Below are 16,077 nucleotides of genomic sequence, written 5' to 3'. Positions count from 1 at the left end.
GATGACAAAAGAGCCCGAGGGCAGATTAAACGGAAGGGGTTTGGCGAAGCGGGACCGGTCTGCGTTACCATCAGCGGTCCGACGCGGCAACCTGCTGCGCGCAGGAGTAGTCATGGCTCACCCGTTTGCAACACTTACTCCCGATCTGGTTCTGGATGCTGTCGAAAGCATCGGTTTTCTCAGCGATGCCCGCATCCTGGCGCTCAACAGTTACGAAAACCGCGTGTATCAGGTCGGTATCGAAGACGGCCAACCGCTGATCGCCAAGTTCTATCGCCCACAGCGCTGGACCACCGAAGCCATCCTTGAAGAGCACAGCTTCACTGCTGAACTGGTCGAGGTCGAAGTGCCGGTGGTCGCGCCCATGGTGCACAACGGCGCCACCCTGTTCGAGCACGCCGGGTTCCGTTTCACGCTGTTCCCGCGCCGCGGTGGACGAGCGCCGGAGCCGGGCAATCTTGATCAGCTGTATCGCTTGGGCCAGTTGCTGGGGCGTCTGCATGCCGTCGGCTCGACCAAACCGTTCGCCCACCGTGAAGCCCTGGGCGTGAAGAACTTCGGCCATGATTCGGTCAATTTCCTCCTGGAAAACGACTGCATCCCGCGCAGCCTGCTGCCGGCTTACGAGTCGGTGGCCCGCGACCTGCTCAAGCGTGTCGAAGACGTTTACGCAGCCACACCGCACACCAACATCCGCATGCATGGCGACTGCCACCCCGGCAACATGATGTGCCGCGACGAGATGTTCCACATCGTCGATCTGGACGATTGCCGCCTTGGCCCTGCCGTCCAGGATATCTGGATGATGCTGGCCGGCGACCGCCAGGAACGTCTGGGTCAGCTATCGGAGCTGATGGACGGCTACAACGAATTCCATGATTTCGATCCACGCGAACTGGCCCTTATCGAACCGCTGCGGGCCCTGCGCCTGATGCACTACAGCGCCTGGCTGGCCCGTCGCTGGGATGACCCGGCCTTTCCGCACAGCTTTCCGTGGTTCGGTACGGAGCGTTACTGGGGCGACCATATCCTGGCCCTGCGTGAGCAGATGGCCGCACTGAATGAAGAGCCGTTGAAACTGTTTTGACCTGATGAGTCCCAGATTATCGTGCGGCGCTCCGCGTCGCATCCAGTTCTGGACGCTCCGCGTCCGATCCTGAATGTCCGGTGCGGCGCAAATCTGTGACGCGGAGCGTCACTCAAGGCATTCCCACGCTGGAGCGTGAGGAACGATAATCTCAACTATAGTGCGACGCTCTGCGTCCGATCCTGAGCGAGCGGCGCGGCACAAATGTCGTGATCAGTCGAACCTGTGTATAACATCGAGCGCTCCAGCGTCAGTACAATCAAAACCACCCACTGCATCACCCCATAATAAAACCGGAAATTTCTGTACTAAAGGGACGCTCCATGCAAGCTGCCAATCCACGCCGTGGATACATTCTGGGCCTGAGTGCTTACATCATCTGGGGCCTGTTCCCCATCTACTTCAAAGCCATCGCCGCGGTTCCGGCCATCGAGATCATCATCCATCGCGCGCTCTGGTCGGCGCTGTTCGGCTCGATTGTGCTGATGTTCTGGAAGCATCCCGGCTGGTGGCGCGACCTGCGCGACAATCCGCAACGCCTGGCCGTGCTGGCGCTGAGCGGTACGCTGATCGCCAGCAACTGGATCATCTACGTCTGGGCAGTGAACAACGGGCGCATGCTGGAGGCCAGCCTCGGGTATTACATCAACCCGCTGGTCAACGTCCTGCTCGGCGTGTTGCTGCTGGGGGAGCGCCTCAGACGCCTGCAAATGCTGGCAGTCGCTTTCGCCGCCATTGGTGTCGCCCAGCAGGTCTGGCACGTTGGCAGCCTGCCATGGGTGTCGCTAGCGCTGCCATTGACCTTCGCGTTCTATGGGCTGATCCGTAAGCAAGCCCCGGTCGCCGCCCTGCCCGGCCTGGTGGTGGAAACCTGGATGCTCGTGCCGCTGGCGCTGATCTGGCTGACGCTCAACCCGACGGCAGTGAGCGCCCAGCCAGAATTCTGGACCACGACGCAAGCCATCTGGCTCGCCGCCGCAGGCCCGGTCACGCTGGTACCGCTGGTGTGCTTCAACGCCGCCGCCCGCCACTTGCCTTTCACCACCCTGGGCTTCCTGCAATACATCGCGCCCACACTGGTCCTGCTGCTGGCCGTGCTGCTGTATGGCGAACACCTGACCACCAGCACCATCATTACCTTCGCCTTCATCTGGGCGGGGCTGGCGATCTACAGTGTGGATATCTGGCTGAAATCCCGCGGCCGTCACTGATCAAAAAACAGTCAACACCTCGCAGACCACGCAGCACGTGGGCTGCAAGAGGTTCTCCAAAGGTTATCCACAGGCAGACTGACCTTATCTGTGCACAAGCCCTTGAAACTGTTGAATTTTTGATCAATACACGCCAGGCCACGGCGGGTTTGGCGCGCATCGGTATTCCCCCAGGTTATCCACAGGCAGGTGCACGATTAACTTGGATAACCCGGACACCTTTCCAAGCATTGAATTATGCACATTTTTTGGTACACTCCAAACATGAGTAATCTCCCGCCCACTTTGACCGTCAAGTTTTTCCGGACCGAAACAGGTAATGAACCTGTACGTGAATGGCTGATCGATCTGCCACGCGACGATCGTAAGGCAGTCGGCACTGACATCAAGACGGTCCAGTTCGGATGGCCAATAGGTATGCCTGTGGTCCGTAAAATGGAGCCAGACCTTTGGGAAGTCAGAATTGATTTGAAGGAAAAGATTGCACGAGTACTGTTTACCGTCGAAGCCCGCACAATGGTTTTGCTTCATGGCTTCATCAAAAAAAGTGAAAAAACTCCTGCGTCCGATCTGGAAACTGCCAGACAGCGCAAGGCAGCACTGAAGAGGAAAAGGTAATGAACGAGCACATTGGCTCCGACTTCGATGACTTCCTTGCCGAGCAAGGTTTTGCCGAGGAGGTTTCTGCCGCAGCTCTGAAGCGAGTCATCTCTTGGCAGATCGCCGAAGTCATGAAACAGCAAAAGGTGACCAAGAAGGCCCTTGCCGAGCGTATGCACACAAGCCGGACGGCAGTGGACAGGGCTCTGGATCAAAACGATCCAGGAATGACTCTTGCGACGCTGGCCAGCGCAGCAAGAGCGCTGGGGCAACGTGTAGAAGTCAGGCTGGTACCAGAGCGAGAAGCAGTCCACAACTGAATAAAACCAGTCGTCGAACTTACTCCTTGGCTCCCAGCACCAACTCCACCATCAAATCATCCGCCAGGGTCTCGAGCGCCATCTGCAGGTCATCCAGGGACAAGTCCTGCGGGACGCCCAGCACTGCTTTGGCCTGGAACAGCAGTTCGCTGCTCATGGGCGCAGGGGACACGTCGGTGATCAGGTGTTCGACATTGACGCCCTGCCCGGCCAGCAGGCGGGTGATGTCACGCACGATGCCGGGGCGGTCGTTGCCGACCAGTTCCATGCTGATCAGGCGGGTGGTACCGGACGTCTCGACCACGCTCTCGGCCAGCAACATGCGGATGCCATGGGCTGACAGGCCGTTCAGCGCCTTGATCAGGTCGTCATACTTTTCCGCCTCGACACCTACCTTGAGAATCCCGGCAAATTGCCCGGCCATGCGCGACATGCGGCTTTCCAGCCAGTTGCCGCCATGCTCGGCAATGCACTTCGAGATGCGTTCGACCTGGCCCGGTTTATCGGGGGCAACCAGCGTTACGACGAGATGATCCACGGTCAATTCCTCTTTCTGCACAGATGGTTTGGAGACAGCGTCGGTCATGCCAGTATAGGCATGCCCTGGGGGCAGCTCGCTCGCGGTAAATCGTGTACCGTTTGCCACGCTTTATGGAACAATCCTGAGCGTTTCTGGGAACACGGTGAATAATCATCGTGACTCGATATGAATATCCGGTCGTTTAGTGACATATTCAGCGAAGTTTTCACGCGACGGCGGCTCATGTAGTATCCCGAATCGCGCACTACATGACACCCGGATCAATAACAGAGCGCTCCCCGAGTGTGCTCGACCCTGCTGAGCAGAGTGAGGCAAGTGCAATGACTGAGTACGTTCAAGTCGGTGACCTGCAAGTCGCCAGAGTCCTGTTCGACTTCGTGCAGAACGAAGCCACCCCCGGAACCGGCGTCGACGCCACTGCGTTCTGGGCTGGTGCGGACAAACTGATCCACGACCTTGCGCCAAAGAACAAGGCACTGCTCGCCAAACGTGATGAGTTACAGGCGAAAATCGACGCCTGGCACCAGTCGCACGCCGGGCAGGCTCACGACGCCTCGGCCTACAAAGCCTTCCTTCAGGAGATCGGCTACCTGCTGCCAGAAGCAGCGGATTTCCAGATCACCACGCAAAACGTCGATGAAGAAATCGCCACCATGGCCGGCCCGCAACTGGTCGTGCCGGTGATGAACGCCCGGTTTGCGCTCAATGCGTCAAACGCCCGCTGGGGTTCGCTGTATGACGCGCTCTACGGCACCGACGCCATCAGCGAAGCAGGCGGCGCGGAAAAGGGTAAAGGCTACAACAAGGTGCGTGGCGACAAGGTGATCGCGTTCGCTCGCGCCTTTCTCGATCAGGCAGCGCCCCTGTCAGCAGGTTCACATGCCGACTCGACGGCTTATAAGCTGATCGACGGCAAACTGGTCGTCAGTCTCAAGGGTGGCAGCAATACCGGCCTGCACGATGACGCCCAACTTGTGGGTTTTCAAGGCGATGCCCTGGCGCCGTTTGCCTTGCTGCTCAAGCACAACGGTCTGCACTTCGAACTGCAGATCGACGCCGCCAGCCCGGTCGGTCAGACCGATCCGGCGGGCGTGAAAGACATCCTCATGGAAGCTGCACTGACCACCATCATGGACTGCGAAGACTCCATCGCCGCTGTGGATGCCGACGACAAAGTGGTTGTCTACCGCAACTGGCTGGGCCTGATGAAGGGCGATCTGGCCGAGTCGGTGTCCAAGGGCGGAGAAACCTTTACCCGTACCATGAACCCGGACCGCGTCTACACCACGCCAGAGGGCGGCAAAGTCACCCTGCACGGCCGCTCGCTGTTGTTCATTCGCAACGTGGGCCACTTGATGACCATCGATGCGATTCTCGACAAACACGGCAACGAAGTGCCGGAAGGCATTCTCGATGGCCTGCTGACCAGCCTCGCCGCCCTCCACAACCTCAACGGCAACACCTCGCGCAGCAACAGCCGCAGCGGTTCGATGTACATCGTCAAACCGAAGATGCACGGCCCGGAGGAAGCGGCGTTCACCAACGAACTGTTCGAGCGTATCGAGCAGGTACTGGGCTTGCCGCGTAACACCTTGAAGGTCGGGATCATGGACGAGGAGCGCCGCACTACGGTCAACCTCAAAGCCTGCATTCAGGCCGCCAGCGAGCGCGTGGTGTTCATCAACACCGGCTTCCTCGACCGCACCGGTGACGAAATCCATACCTCCATGGAAGCGGGCCCGGTGGTGCGCAAGGCCCAGATGAAAGCCGAGAAGTGGATCGCTGCCTACGAGAATTCCAACGTCGACATCGGCCTGAAATGCGGCCTGCAAGGTCGTGCACAGATCGGCAAAGGCATGTGGGCCATGCCGGACCTGATGGCCGCCATGCTGGAGCAGAAAATCGCTCATCCACTGGCTGGCGCCAACACCGCCTGGGTCCCCTCGCCTACGGCCGCTGCGCTGCACGCCCTGCATTATCACCAAGTCGACGTGTTCGCCCGTCAGGCCGAACTGGCGCAGCGCGAGCAAGCCTCGGTGGATGACATTCTGACCATTCCGCTGGCACCGAACACGGACTGGACCCCGGAAGAAATCCAGAACGAACTGGACAACAACGCACAAGGCATTCTTGGTTATGTTGTGCGCTGGATCGATCAGGGCGTGGGGTGTTCGAAAGTGCCGGACATCAACGACATCGGCCTGATGGAAGACCGCGCCACGCTGCGCATCTCCAGCCAGCACATGGCCAATTGGCTGCGTCACGGCGTTGTCAGCGAAGCTCAGGTCCTGGAAAGCCTCAAGCGCATGGCCCCGGTGGTGGACCGCCAGAACGCCAGCGACCCGCTGTATCGCCCGCTGGCACCCGACTTCGACAGCAACATCGCCTTCCAGGCGGCGGTCGAACTGGTGATCGAAGGCACGCGACAGCCTAATGGCTATACCGAGCCGGTACTGCATCGTCGCCGTCGGGAGTTCAAGGCCATCAACGGCCTGTAACGCGTCGCACACTTTCCTTGCAGGGTCTGGTCCTCGCCGGACCAGAACCTGCAACGGCTCACCGCCTCAACTTATCCCCAATTCCCGCTTGACCAGCTTCACCAACTGCTTGGTATTGAGCGGTTTGAGAAGGAAGTCCACCACGTTCAGGTGCATGGCATCGATAGCATCGCGCACGTTGGCGTCGCCGGACACGATGATGATCGGCAGCTCGGCGCGATCCGACTCACGAACCTTGCGAATCAGATCAAGCCCGTCAAAAGGCGCCATCCGCAAGTCGGTGATCAGCAGCCCGATGGACTGACGCGAGTGGATCATCTGCAGCGCGGTATCGCCACCAGGCGCGGTCATGCAACTGATGTCATTGAGGCTCAGAATTTCGGCCAGCAGCTCGCGCGCGTCGCTGTCGTCATCGACGATCAGGACCCGTTGCGGGGCGTCGCGGTCGGGCGTGAGCATGACCTCATGGAGGGCATCGCGCTCATCGTCGCTCAGAATATCGTGGTCAATCATTGCAGTCTCATCATTCCCTGAACTAATCCGACAGCAGATACGGGTCAATCTGCGATGCATTTCGTCGGCATCCTGGCCAGTCTTCGCTCGCAATCCATTGCGCTCGTCAAATCAGTTATGCCGCAAGCAGCACGGCGGTGTCACGGGGTTCAAGGTAAGACTTACGTCCAATGGGCACCTGGCTGCAAGCGGCCGACCATGAGCACCAATAACAAGAACGCGGAACAGGCCATGAGCAAGGCAGATGCTTTCACCCAGGCAGGCAAGACAGCCGTGCTGCAGAACATACACGGCACCATGCAGTTTCTGCAAAAATTCCCGCCGTTCAATCAGATGGAAAACGCTCATCTGGCGTATCTGGTCGAGCAGTGTCAGCTGCGCTTCTATGCTGACGGTGAAAGCATCATCAAGCCTGGCGACGGACCGGTGGAGCACTTTTACATCGTCAAGCAGGGTCGCATCGTCGGCGAGCGTCCGCATTCTGTCAAAGGCGGTACGGAAACGACATTTGAAATCACCACAGGCGAGTGTTTTCCGCTCGCCGCCCTGCTCGGCGAGCGCGCCACGCGCACCGAGCATCTGGCTGCCGAGGACACCTTCTGCCTACAACTGAACAAGCAGGCGTTCATCAAGCTGTTCGCGCTCTCCACAACCTTTCGCGACTTTGCCCTGCGCGGTGTCAGCAGCCTGCTGGATCAAGTCAATCAGCAGGTCCAGCAGCGCGCCGTCGAAACCCTCGGCACGCAGTACTCTTTGAACGCCAGGCTGGGTGAGCTTGCCATGCGCCATCCGGTGATGTGCAGCCCGGAAACGCCCATGCGCGACGCCGTGCGGCTGATGCACGAGCAGCAAGTAGGCAGCATCGTGATTGTCGACGAGCGGCAGTCGCCGCTGGGCATCTTTACCCTGCGCGACCTGCGTGAAGCGGTTGCTGATGTGAATGCCGACTTCAGCGCGCCGGTCAGGCACACCATGAGCCTGTCACCCTTCCACCTGAGCCCGGACGCCAGTGCCTTCGACGCCGCCATCGCCATGACCGGGCGGCACATCGCCCACGTGTGCCTGGTCCGCGACGGGCGATTGTGCGGCGTGGTCTCGGAACGGGATCTGTTTTCTCTGCAACGGGTCGACCTGGTGCACCTGGCGCGGACCATCCGCAACGCGCCACGCATCGAAGCGCTCGCCGGCTTGCGCGGCGATATCGTCCAGCTGGTCGATCGCATGCTCGCCCATGGCGCGTCTTCAACCCAGATAACCCAGATCATCACCCTGCTCAACGACCACACCGTATGCCGGGTGATCGAGCTGACGCTTGCAGAGAAAGGCGACCCCGGCATTGCCTTCAGCTGGCTGTGCTTTGGCAGCGAAGGCCGTCGCGAGCAGACGCTGCATACCGATCAGGACAACGGCATTCTGTTCGAAGCGCGTGACGCGGCCGAGGCAGCGCAGATTCGCAATGTACTGCTGCCGATTGCCGAACGCATCAACCAAAGCCTGGCGCAGTGCGGGTTTACCCTGTGCAAGGGCAACATCATGGCCGGCAACCCCGACCTGTGCCTGTCCCGGCTCGAATGGTCGCAGCGCTTCTCGACGTTCATTCGCGAGGCGACGCCGGAGAACCTGCTGGCCTCGAGTATCTATTTCGATCTGCGCGTGGTCTGGGGGGATGAAAGTGGCGTCGAGCAACTGCGCCGCAGCATTCTCGATCAGGTCGCAGACAATCGGCTGTTCCAGCGCATGATGGCCGACAACGCATTGCGCCAGCGTCCGCCAGTGGGTCGCTTCAAGGATTTCGTGCTGGCCCGCAAAGGCAGTGAAAAGGACACCCTGGACCTCAAGGTCGAAGGCCTGACGCCCTTCGTCGACGGGGCGCGCCTGCTGGCGCTGGCCAACGGTATCGGCGTCAACAATACGCAGGAACGTCTGCGCCAACTGGTCGAGCGCGAAGTCATCGACCCGCTCGACGGTGCCGCGTATGAGGAGGCTTATCACTTCATTCAGCAGACCCGCATGCAGCAGCACCAACTGCAGAGCCGCCAGAATCTGGCGTATTCCAACCGCATCGACCCCGACACACTCAACCATCTGGACCGGCGCATTCTGCGCGAATCGTTTCGCCAGGCGCAGCGATTGCAAACCAGCCTGACCCTGCGTTATCAACTATGAATCTGTTCGAATGGCTCAAACCACGGCCGAAAAAGACACCCTTGCACGCGCATCAGCTGGAGCGCCTCGAACGACTGCCGGTGTGCGCGAACCTCAGCGACACGTCACTGCGTGAACAGCGCTGGGTCGTGCTCGACCTGGAAACCAGCGGCCTGAATATGAACCGTGATCAGGTGCTGTCCATTGGTGCGGTGGTGATTGAAGACGGCGCCATCGATCTGGGCCAGCAGTTCGAGCGCACGCTGTTGCGCGTCGACCACAAGCTCAGTCCGGCCGTTCTGATTCATGGGCTGGCGCCCAGCGCGATTGCCGCTGGCAGTGAGCCGGTCGAAGCCTTGCTGGACTTCATGGAGTTCGTCGGTGACAGCCCGATTCTCGGCTTTCATGCGCCATTCGATCAGCACATGCTGTCACGCGCCTTGAAGGAAAGCCTGGGCTATCGTTTGCAGCATGCGTTTTTCGACGCCGCCGAAATAGCCCCGATGCTCTGCGAGCACGCCAACCTGCGTCATGCCGGGCTGGATGACTGGACCCGTTTCTTTGGTCTGCATGCCGAACAGCGTCACCATGCCAGCGCCGATGCGCTGGTTACCGCAGAACTGGCGCTGATCCTGTTCAGCCACGCCCGTCGTCAGCAGATCGACAGCCCCTTGCGGCTGGAGGAAGCACTCGGGCAATGGCGCAGGCGCAGACAGTCGCATTCGTTCTGACTGCGACTGCGTCAGCGCCTCACGTTCAGTTCGGGGCGATGGTCTTGGCGATCACATCCACCGTCGCTTCGACCTGCTCCCGGTAGCGCTTGAGCTCGACCTTATGCAGTTGCTCAAGCTCGATCTGCTGCGAACACAGATTCAGCGCTGCGAGTACCAGCAGACGGTCACCGATCAACGTCGGGTATTTGCGCTTGGTGTCGGCCAGCGACGCATTGAGCATCGCAGCGGCCTTCATGAGAGTCAGGTCTTCGCCAGCCGGCGCCTTGACCGAGTACTCATTGCCCAGAATGGTGAGAACGGTTACACCGCTGCCATCGACGTTCATGCGCCGACAGCACTTGCGCTGGTCGCGCGATCAACCAGTGCCTGTATGCGCGCGGCAGTGCTGCCATGCTTCTCTTCCTGCTCCATCAGACTCAGTTGCAAGTTCTCGTTCTCGTCCTTGGCTTTTGCCAGCTCGGCACCGAGCTGTGCATTTGTTTCCTGAAGGGCCTGGTTCTGCTGCACCAGATCGCCGACAAGTTGTTCCAATTGGCTAAGGGAGGCTTCCAACATTTTGATTTCTCGAGCAAATTTCAACGGGCGCGTACGATAAAGAAAAGTCGCTGCGCATACCAGCGCTCACCGCTCTGTCATCACATCGACACATCGATAACGTAGACGCGTAGGGGGCTTGTGACTCCTTATTCGTTATCCGGTTCCTGCTGTTCGTCAGACCGTCTGAAACTGCGACAAATGCGCGCAGGCAATGGGCAGACTGCCATCTCGGAAAAAGCCTACGCCCCGTCTTTTCAAGGGTTTGCGCCCGACCCGCGAGAGAAATGAAGAAATCGTCACGATTAAGTCACGCCCAATACGTGCCTATCGGCTCAAGACTTTAGTCGCACGTCCGATAGGCACCCCACTTACGGCTTTATCCCCGTTTCTAAATCGCATGGAACGCGTAAATGACCCTGGAAGCTTTCTATGTCCCTGCGAAATATGAACATCGCGCCCCGAGCGTTTCTTGGATTTGCCATGATCGGCACCCTCATGCTGATTCTGGGCGTCTTTGCGCTGTCACAGATGAGCAAGATCCGCAGCGCCACCGAGGTGCTGGCCGACAGCAATGTGCCCAGCATCAAGAGCCTCGATCGCTTCGCTGAAGTCAGTATTCGTCTGCGGGTGCTGTCGTACCGATTGCTGGTCAACCGCGATCCGGAAACCCAACAGAAAACCATCGAACTGATGGCGATGCGCAACAAGCAGATCACTGACGCTCAGGCCGTTTACGAGAAGCTGATCAGCACCCCCGACGAGCGCAATTTCTATGGCCAGTACGTGCAGTTGCTGGGCCAGTATCGCCAGCTTGAAGAGCGTCTGAAGACGCTGACCCGTGCCAACAACATCGACGAATTACAGGGCTTGCTCAACAACGAAATGGTCAGCAACTCCGACCAGATGAACGTTGTGCTGCGCAAGCTGGTGGATATCAATACGGCGCAGTTGAATGAGGTCAAGGAACAGGCCTCCCGCGAGTATTACTCGGCATTCAACATGGTGATCGGGTTGCTGATCGCCGCCACGCTGCTGACCCTCGTGTTTGCCTGGATGCTGATCAAGAGCATCACCACGCCGATCGCCACCGCATTGCTTGCAGCAGAGACCATCGCGCAAGGCAACCTGACCAAGCCGATCAGTATCGACGGTACCGATGAAGCCGGTCGTCTGCTGCTGGCCATGAAAACCATGCAGGACAAGCTGCGCGATACCTTGCAGGGTATTTCCGGCTCGGCGACGCAACTGGCCTCGGCAGCCGAAGAGCTGAACGCTGTCACTGACGAAAGCGCACGCGGGCTGGTGCAGCAGAACGACGAAATAGAGCAGGCTGCCACTGCGGTCAACCAGATGACCAGCGCTGTGGAAGAAGTGGCGCGCAACGCCACCAGCACCTCGCAGGCATCACGCAGCGCGGCGACCTCTGCGGGCGATGGCCGCGACCTGGTTCAGGAAACCGTCAGCGCCATCGAGCGCATGAGTGGCGACGTGCAAGGCACTGCCGAGCTGATCATCAGCCTGGCCAATGAGTCGCGTGATATCGGCAAGGTGCTCGACGTGATTCGCGGTCTGGCCGACCAGACCAACCTGCTGGCATTGAACGCCGCCATCGAAGCCGCGCGCGCCGGTGAAGCAGGACGTGGCTTTGCCGTCGTCGCCGACGAAGTGCGTGCCCTGGCCCACCGCACCCAGCAATCGACCAGCGAAATCGAACGCATGATCAGCAGCATTCAGACCGGCACGGAACAGGCCGTCAGCTCGATGCGCCACAGCACCGAACGCGCCGAATCGACCCTGAACATCGCCAAGGGCGCGGGCCAGGCACTGAACACCATCAACAGCGCGGTCGAAGAGATCAACGAACGCAACATGGTCATCGCCAGCGCCGCCGAAGAACAGGCACAAGTCGCCCGCGAAGTGGACCGCAACCTGGTCAACATCCGCGACCTCTCGGCACAATCCACCAACGGCGCCAACCAGACCAGCGCAGCCAGCACCGAGCTGTCACGCCTGGCAATCGACCTTAACGGCATGGTGGCGCGCTTCGCGCTTTGATGCTTGAAAACGGGCGTTTTATTTCCGGAAGCTACGTTGTGTGAAAGCCAGTCTTCGCGAACAAGTTCGCTCCTACGCCCTTCGGGCAGAAGCAAACCGTGATCCCCAGCTTCTGGCCGCAGGCCGTAGGAGCGAACTTGTTCGCGAAAAATGCTCACGCCCTAAGGGCTGAAGCAGACTGCGATCCCTCAGCTTCTGGCCGCAGGCCGTAGGAGCGAACTTGTTCACGAAAAACGCTCACACCCTTCGGGCAGAAGCAAACCGGGATCCTCAGCTTCTGACCGCAGGCCGTAGGAGCGAACTTGTTCGCGAAAAATGCTCACGCCCTAAGGGCTGAAGCAGACCGTGATCCCCAGCTTCTGGCCGCAGGCCGTAGAAGCGAACTTGTTCGCGAAAGCTGCCCGTGCCTCAAACCCAGATAGCATCCCACAGCGGGTAATCCCCAAGCTTTTTAACCAAGCCCGCACGTAAAGGATTGGCCACGATATAACGGGCTATCGGCGCAATATCCTTTTCGTCGCGGATTGCTCTGTCGTGGTACCCGGATTGCCACAAAGCGTGAGGACGGACACACAGTTTTCCAACTGCAATCGAGCTTCGGGCCTTTAATTGTTTCATCAAACTGGGCAAATCACCGGCCTTGAGTTCAAAAAGCCAGTGGAGATGGTCAGGCATGACTACCCATGCCATAGACTTGACCAGCCCCTGCTCTTCGCAACGCTTCATTTCTTGTACGAGCAGCCGTCCCAGCTGCATTTCGGCGAACACAGGTACACGGCCCTTCGTTACTGAAGTGACCATGTAAATCTGACCAACTGCCGAGTATCTGCCTTTGCGCAGGTGTCGTGTCGTTGCGCAATGAGGCATTCCATCGCCCTCCAGAACCGGTTCAACGTTGAACCTTAGCGTCTGTAGGGCGATGAGCAGAGCGAATGTTTTACAGCCTGTAAGAGATGCTTTCTCGTCGTGGGCATTTGCAAACCGGACGTTTTGTTACAGCCTCACACTCGCAAACGTCGACTCATTACGCGCCTGACTCAAGGCCGACATCGGCCCGGACAAGGGGGCGAGCACCAGGGCCTGCGGGATTGGCATCATCGCGACCTGTTGTGCGGTATTGGACCCTACGCGCTCGTCACGTGGCGGGATGCCGAAGTATTCGCGGTAGCATTTGGAGAAGTGTGGCGTCGACACGAAGCCGCACACCGATGCCACTTCGATGATCGACATCGGTGTCTGCTTGAGCAGCTGTCGGGCACGAATCAGGCGCAGTTTCAGGTAATAGCGCGAAGGCGAACAGTGCAGGTATTTCTGGAACAACCGCTCCAGCTGCCTGCGCGAAACGGCGACATACACAGCCAGCTCGTCAAGATCGATCGGCTCTTCAAGATTGGCTTCCATCAGCGCCACGATTTCCTGCAGCTTCGGCTGATTGGTACCCAGCATGTGCTTGAGCGGCACGCGTTGATGGTCCTGTTCGTTGCGAATGCGCTCGTAGACAAACATCTCGGAAATGGCTGCCGACAACTCGCGCCCATGATCACGACTGATCAGGTGCAGCATCATGTCCAGTGGTGCGGTGCCGCCCGAGCTGGTGAAACGGTTGCGGTCCAGCGTGAACAGCCGGGTGCTCATCGATACGCGCGGAAAGGCTTCCTGCATCGACGCCAGACATTCCCAGTGCACGCTGCACTCGAAACCATCCAGCAAACCGGCACACGCCAGCGCCCAACTGCCGGTGCACACGGCGCCCAGACGACGCGACTGACGTGCCTGGCCCTGTAGCCAGCTGACGTGTTCACGCGTGACGGAGCGCTGGATACCGACACCGCCGCAGACGATGACCGTATCCAGCAAAGGAGCCTTGTGCATCGCCGCATCCGGCGTGATCTGCAGACCATCGCTGGCCCAGACCTGGCCGCCGTCGACACTCAGTGTGGTCCAGCGATACAGCTCGCGGCCCGACAACTGATTGGCCATGCGAAGGGGTTCTACCGCCGATGCGAGGGAGATCAGGGTGAAGTTATCCAGTAGCAGAAAGCCGATGGACTGTGGCGCGCGGTTCTGGGGTTGAGTCCCTTGATTGAACGATGTCATCACACTATCTCCTCTCATATGGCAATGGTTGGCCCCAGAACAGGCTCTTCTTGTAGCCCTCGTCGTTGCAGGGCCTGGTGATGACATCGCAAATCCCATGCCGGAAATTGATCGCTCATTCAAGAACACCTGAAAACGACGTCGCGAAGCGTCTAACCGGCTGCGACCCACGTACCTGTCAGCGACGCCAAGGCCGCCGCATGCGCAGTTCGATGAGCAATTCGGTAGCACTCGACGGAAACGACCACGGGGTCTTCGCACGCCGAGTGCTACTCAAGGCACATCCCGAGGAAACCCTTCCGAGGACAGGCGTTCGCGCTAAAAAGTGGCGGCCTGCAGGGCGCGTGATCGAAAAGCGCGCAGCGACCAAAAATGCCACCCGACCTGGCGTAACCATTGACGGATCCGACCCGATAATGAACTTGTCGGCGTTACCCCCCTCCAAAAGACCGCGTTCGCGCAGGCACCGACCTGCCAACCGACCGCTGCCGAACTGCGCAGCAACTGTGTAACGTACTGGCCGTTTTTTCGCAGTTCCGACACTGCAACCGGGCGTGCGTACGATGCAACGAATCTGTAAGCGACCTTGCGCGCACTGGATACGACGCCTCCTGCACTGGATACGACGCCCCCTGTAGGCGTTTGATTTTCCCTGTTACATGATCGGTTCCGACTCGATCGCCCGGCGCAGTGATGGAGCTTCGCGAAAAGCCTCGCCAACCCATAAGCCGCGTCAGCGTTCACCTGCTGATGACCAGAAGAAACTCACAGGAGTCCACCCCATGAAAGGTTCCAAATCGTTGCTGTTGGCCGCTACGCTCTGTATGCCGGTGCTAGCCCAGGCAGCCGAGCCAGAGGCCTGTCATACGGTCAACTTCTCCGATGTCGGCTGGACTGACATTACCGTCACCACTGCGGTAACCAGCGCCGTACTCGAGTCACTGGGTTACAAGACCAAGACCACCATGATTTCCGTACCGGTGACCTACAAGTCGCTGGCCGACGGCAAGAACATGGACGTGTTCCTCGGCAACTGGATGCCGACCATGGAAAACGACATCAAGCCCTATCGCGAAGCCGGGACCGTCGAAACCGTGCGTGCCAATCTGGAGAACGCCAAGTACACCCTCGCGGTGCCGGAAGCGCTCTACGACAAAGGCCTGCATGACTTCGCCGACATCGCCAAATTCAAGAAGGAACTGGGCGGCAAGATCTACGGCATCGAGCCAGGCAATGACGGCAATCGCCTGATCCAGAGCATGATCGACAAGAACGCCTTCGGCCTGAAAGACGCAGGCTTCAAGGTCGTGGAGTCCAGCGAAGCCGCAATGCTTTCGCAGGTCGACCGCGCCGTGAAGCGCGATAAAGATGTGGTGTTCCTCGGTTGGGAACCGCACCCGATGAACACCCGCTTCAAGATGAAATATCTGACTGGCGGCGATGACTTCTTCGGCCCCAACTATGGCCAGGCGACTATCTACACCAATACCCGCAAAGGCTACAGTCAGGAGTGCAGCAACGTAGGTCAGTTGCTCAAGAACCTGTCCTTCACGCTGAACATGGAAAGCGCCCTGATGGGCAATGTGCTGGACGACAAAATGAAGCCTGATGCCGCCGCCAAGGCGTGGATCAAGAAAAACCCTCAAGTACTCGACACCTGGCTCGCAGGCGTAACCACCGTCGATGGCAAGCCAGGCCTGGAGGCCGCCAAAGCCAAGTTGACCCAGTAAGCCGACAGC

General features: G+C 59.1%; 15 protein-coding genes and 1 pseudogene. 10 read left to right on the top strand and 6 right to left on the bottom strand.

Features of this window, described 5'->3' with window-relative positions; translation table 11 throughout:
- Positions 1-112: 112 nt before the first annotated feature.
- The 4 genes from LIX91_RS14955 to LIX91_RS14940 all read left to right on the top strand — a co-directional run bounded on the left by LIX91_RS14955 (position 113) and on the right by LIX91_RS14940 (position 3,218).
- Positions 113-1,087 carry a serine/threonine protein kinase gene (locus LIX91_RS14955; protein ID WP_011269177.1) on the top strand — a complete coding sequence of 325 codons (975 nt, stop codon included), beginning with the start codon at positions 113-115 and terminating at the stop codon, positions 1,085-1,087.
- A gap of 323 nt (positions 1,088-1,410) precedes the next feature.
- Positions 1,411-2,298, top strand: a complete 888-nt coding sequence (rarD, locus tag LIX91_RS14950) for an EamA family transporter RarD (RefSeq protein WP_003419995.1) — start codon at positions 1,411-1,413, stop codon at positions 2,296-2,298.
- A gap of 264 nt (positions 2,299-2,562) precedes the next feature.
- Positions 2,563-2,916, top strand: a complete 354-nt coding sequence (locus LIX91_RS14945) for a type II toxin-antitoxin system RelE/ParE family toxin (protein ID WP_024649925.1) — start codon at positions 2,563-2,565, stop codon at positions 2,914-2,916.
- Positions 2,916-3,218: an XRE family transcriptional regulator gene (locus LIX91_RS14940; protein ID WP_003393594.1), complete on the top strand. Its 303-nt coding sequence runs from the start codon at positions 2,916-2,918 to the stop codon at positions 3,216-3,218. Before LIX91_RS14945 ends, LIX91_RS14940 begins: the two co-directional genes overlap by 1 nt.
- A 19-nt stretch (positions 3,219-3,237) precedes the next feature.
- Here LIX91_RS14940 and LIX91_RS14935 read toward each other — a convergent pair whose 3' ends face one another.
- Complete coding sequence (locus tag LIX91_RS14935) at positions 3,238-3,756, bottom strand: glycine cleavage system protein R (protein WP_226488698.1); 519 nt, start codon at positions 3,754-3,756, stop codon at positions 3,238-3,240.
- Between the two features lie 323 nt (positions 3,757-4,079).
- On the opposite strand from LIX91_RS14935, the gene LIX91_RS14930 reads away from it, so the two are divergent.
- Positions 4,080-6,257: a malate synthase G gene (locus tag LIX91_RS14930; RefSeq protein ID WP_226488697.1), complete on the top strand. Its 2,178-nt coding sequence runs from the start codon at positions 4,080-4,082 to the stop codon at positions 6,255-6,257.
- Between the two features lie 66 nt (positions 6,258-6,323).
- Here the strand turns inward: LIX91_RS14930 and LIX91_RS14925 are convergent, their stop codons facing one another.
- The gene (locus tag LIX91_RS14925) at positions 6,324-6,770 is read right to left on the bottom strand and encodes a response regulator (protein ID WP_003411861.1); all 447 of its coding nucleotides are present in this window, start codon (positions 6,768-6,770) and stop codon (positions 6,324-6,326) included.
- Positions 6,771-7,001: 231 nt separating this feature from the next.
- Here LIX91_RS14925 and LIX91_RS14920 point away from each other — a divergent pair, with 231 nt between their 5' ends.
- Both LIX91_RS14920 and LIX91_RS14915 read left to right on the top strand, forming a co-directional pair.
- Positions 7,002-8,936, top strand: a complete 1,935-nt coding sequence (locus LIX91_RS14920; RefSeq protein ID WP_226488734.1) for a DUF294 nucleotidyltransferase-like domain-containing protein — start codon at positions 7,002-7,004, stop codon at positions 8,934-8,936.
- A complete protein-coding gene (locus tag LIX91_RS14915) occupies positions 8,933-9,646 on the top strand; it encodes a PolC-type DNA polymerase III (RefSeq protein WP_003420003.1) in 714 nt (237 codons plus the stop codon). Before LIX91_RS14920 ends, LIX91_RS14915 begins: the two co-directional genes overlap by 4 nt.
- Before the next feature lie 25 nt (positions 9,647-9,671).
- Here LIX91_RS14915 and LIX91_RS14910 read toward each other — a convergent pair whose 3' ends face one another.
- A complete protein-coding gene (locus LIX91_RS14910; RefSeq protein WP_003316170.1) occupies positions 9,672-9,974 on the bottom strand; it encodes a cell division protein ZapA in 303 nt (100 codons plus the stop codon).
- Positions 9,971-10,204 carry a hypothetical protein gene (locus LIX91_RS14905; RefSeq protein WP_003316169.1) on the bottom strand — a complete coding sequence of 78 codons (234 nt, stop codon included), beginning with the start codon at positions 10,202-10,204 and terminating at the stop codon, positions 9,971-9,973. The genes LIX91_RS14910 and LIX91_RS14905 overlap by 4 nt, the downstream gene beginning before the upstream one ends.
- Before the next feature lie 411 nt (positions 10,205-10,615).
- On the opposite strand from LIX91_RS14905, the pseudogene LIX91_RS25850 reads away from it, so the two are divergent.
- Both LIX91_RS25850 and LIX91_RS14900 read left to right on the top strand, forming a co-directional pair.
- A pseudogene (locus LIX91_RS25850) lies at positions 10,616-11,107 on the top strand (MCP four helix bundle domain-containing protein); the annotation flags it as partial.
- A 6-nt stretch (positions 11,108-11,113) separates the two neighbouring features.
- Positions 11,114-12,241 carry a methyl-accepting chemotaxis protein gene (locus LIX91_RS14900; RefSeq protein ID WP_410524755.1) on the top strand — a complete coding sequence of 376 codons (1,128 nt, stop codon included), beginning with the start codon at positions 11,114-11,116 and terminating at the stop codon, positions 12,239-12,241.
- A 408-nt stretch (positions 12,242-12,649) separates the two neighbouring features.
- On the opposite strand, the gene LIX91_RS14895 is transcribed toward LIX91_RS14900, so the two are convergent.
- Complete coding sequence (locus LIX91_RS14895; RefSeq protein WP_003420009.1) at positions 12,650-13,108, bottom strand: REP-associated tyrosine transposase; 459 nt, start codon at positions 13,106-13,108, stop codon at positions 12,650-12,652.
- A 126-nt stretch (positions 13,109-13,234) separates the two neighbouring features.
- On the bottom strand, positions 13,235-14,338 hold the full coding sequence (locus tag LIX91_RS14890) for a GlxA family transcriptional regulator (RefSeq protein WP_003402189.1): 1,104 nt from the start codon (positions 14,336-14,338) through the stop codon (positions 13,235-13,237).
- Between the two features lie 782 nt (positions 14,339-15,120).
- Here LIX91_RS14890 and LIX91_RS14885 point away from each other — a divergent pair.
- Positions 15,121-16,068: a choline ABC transporter substrate-binding protein gene (locus tag LIX91_RS14885; RefSeq protein ID WP_003420011.1), complete on the top strand. Its 948-nt coding sequence runs from the start codon at positions 15,121-15,123 to the stop codon at positions 16,066-16,068.
- Positions 16,069-16,077: the final 9 nt, after the last annotated feature.

This window comes from Pseudomonas sp. B20 (assembly GCF_020515755.1).
GTDB lineage: Bacteria > Pseudomonadota > Gammaproteobacteria > Pseudomonadales > Pseudomonadaceae > Aquipseudomonas > Aquipseudomonas syringae.
Note: the sequence above shows the minus strand (reverse complement) of the source record. Positions and strands in the feature narration are given on the sequence as shown.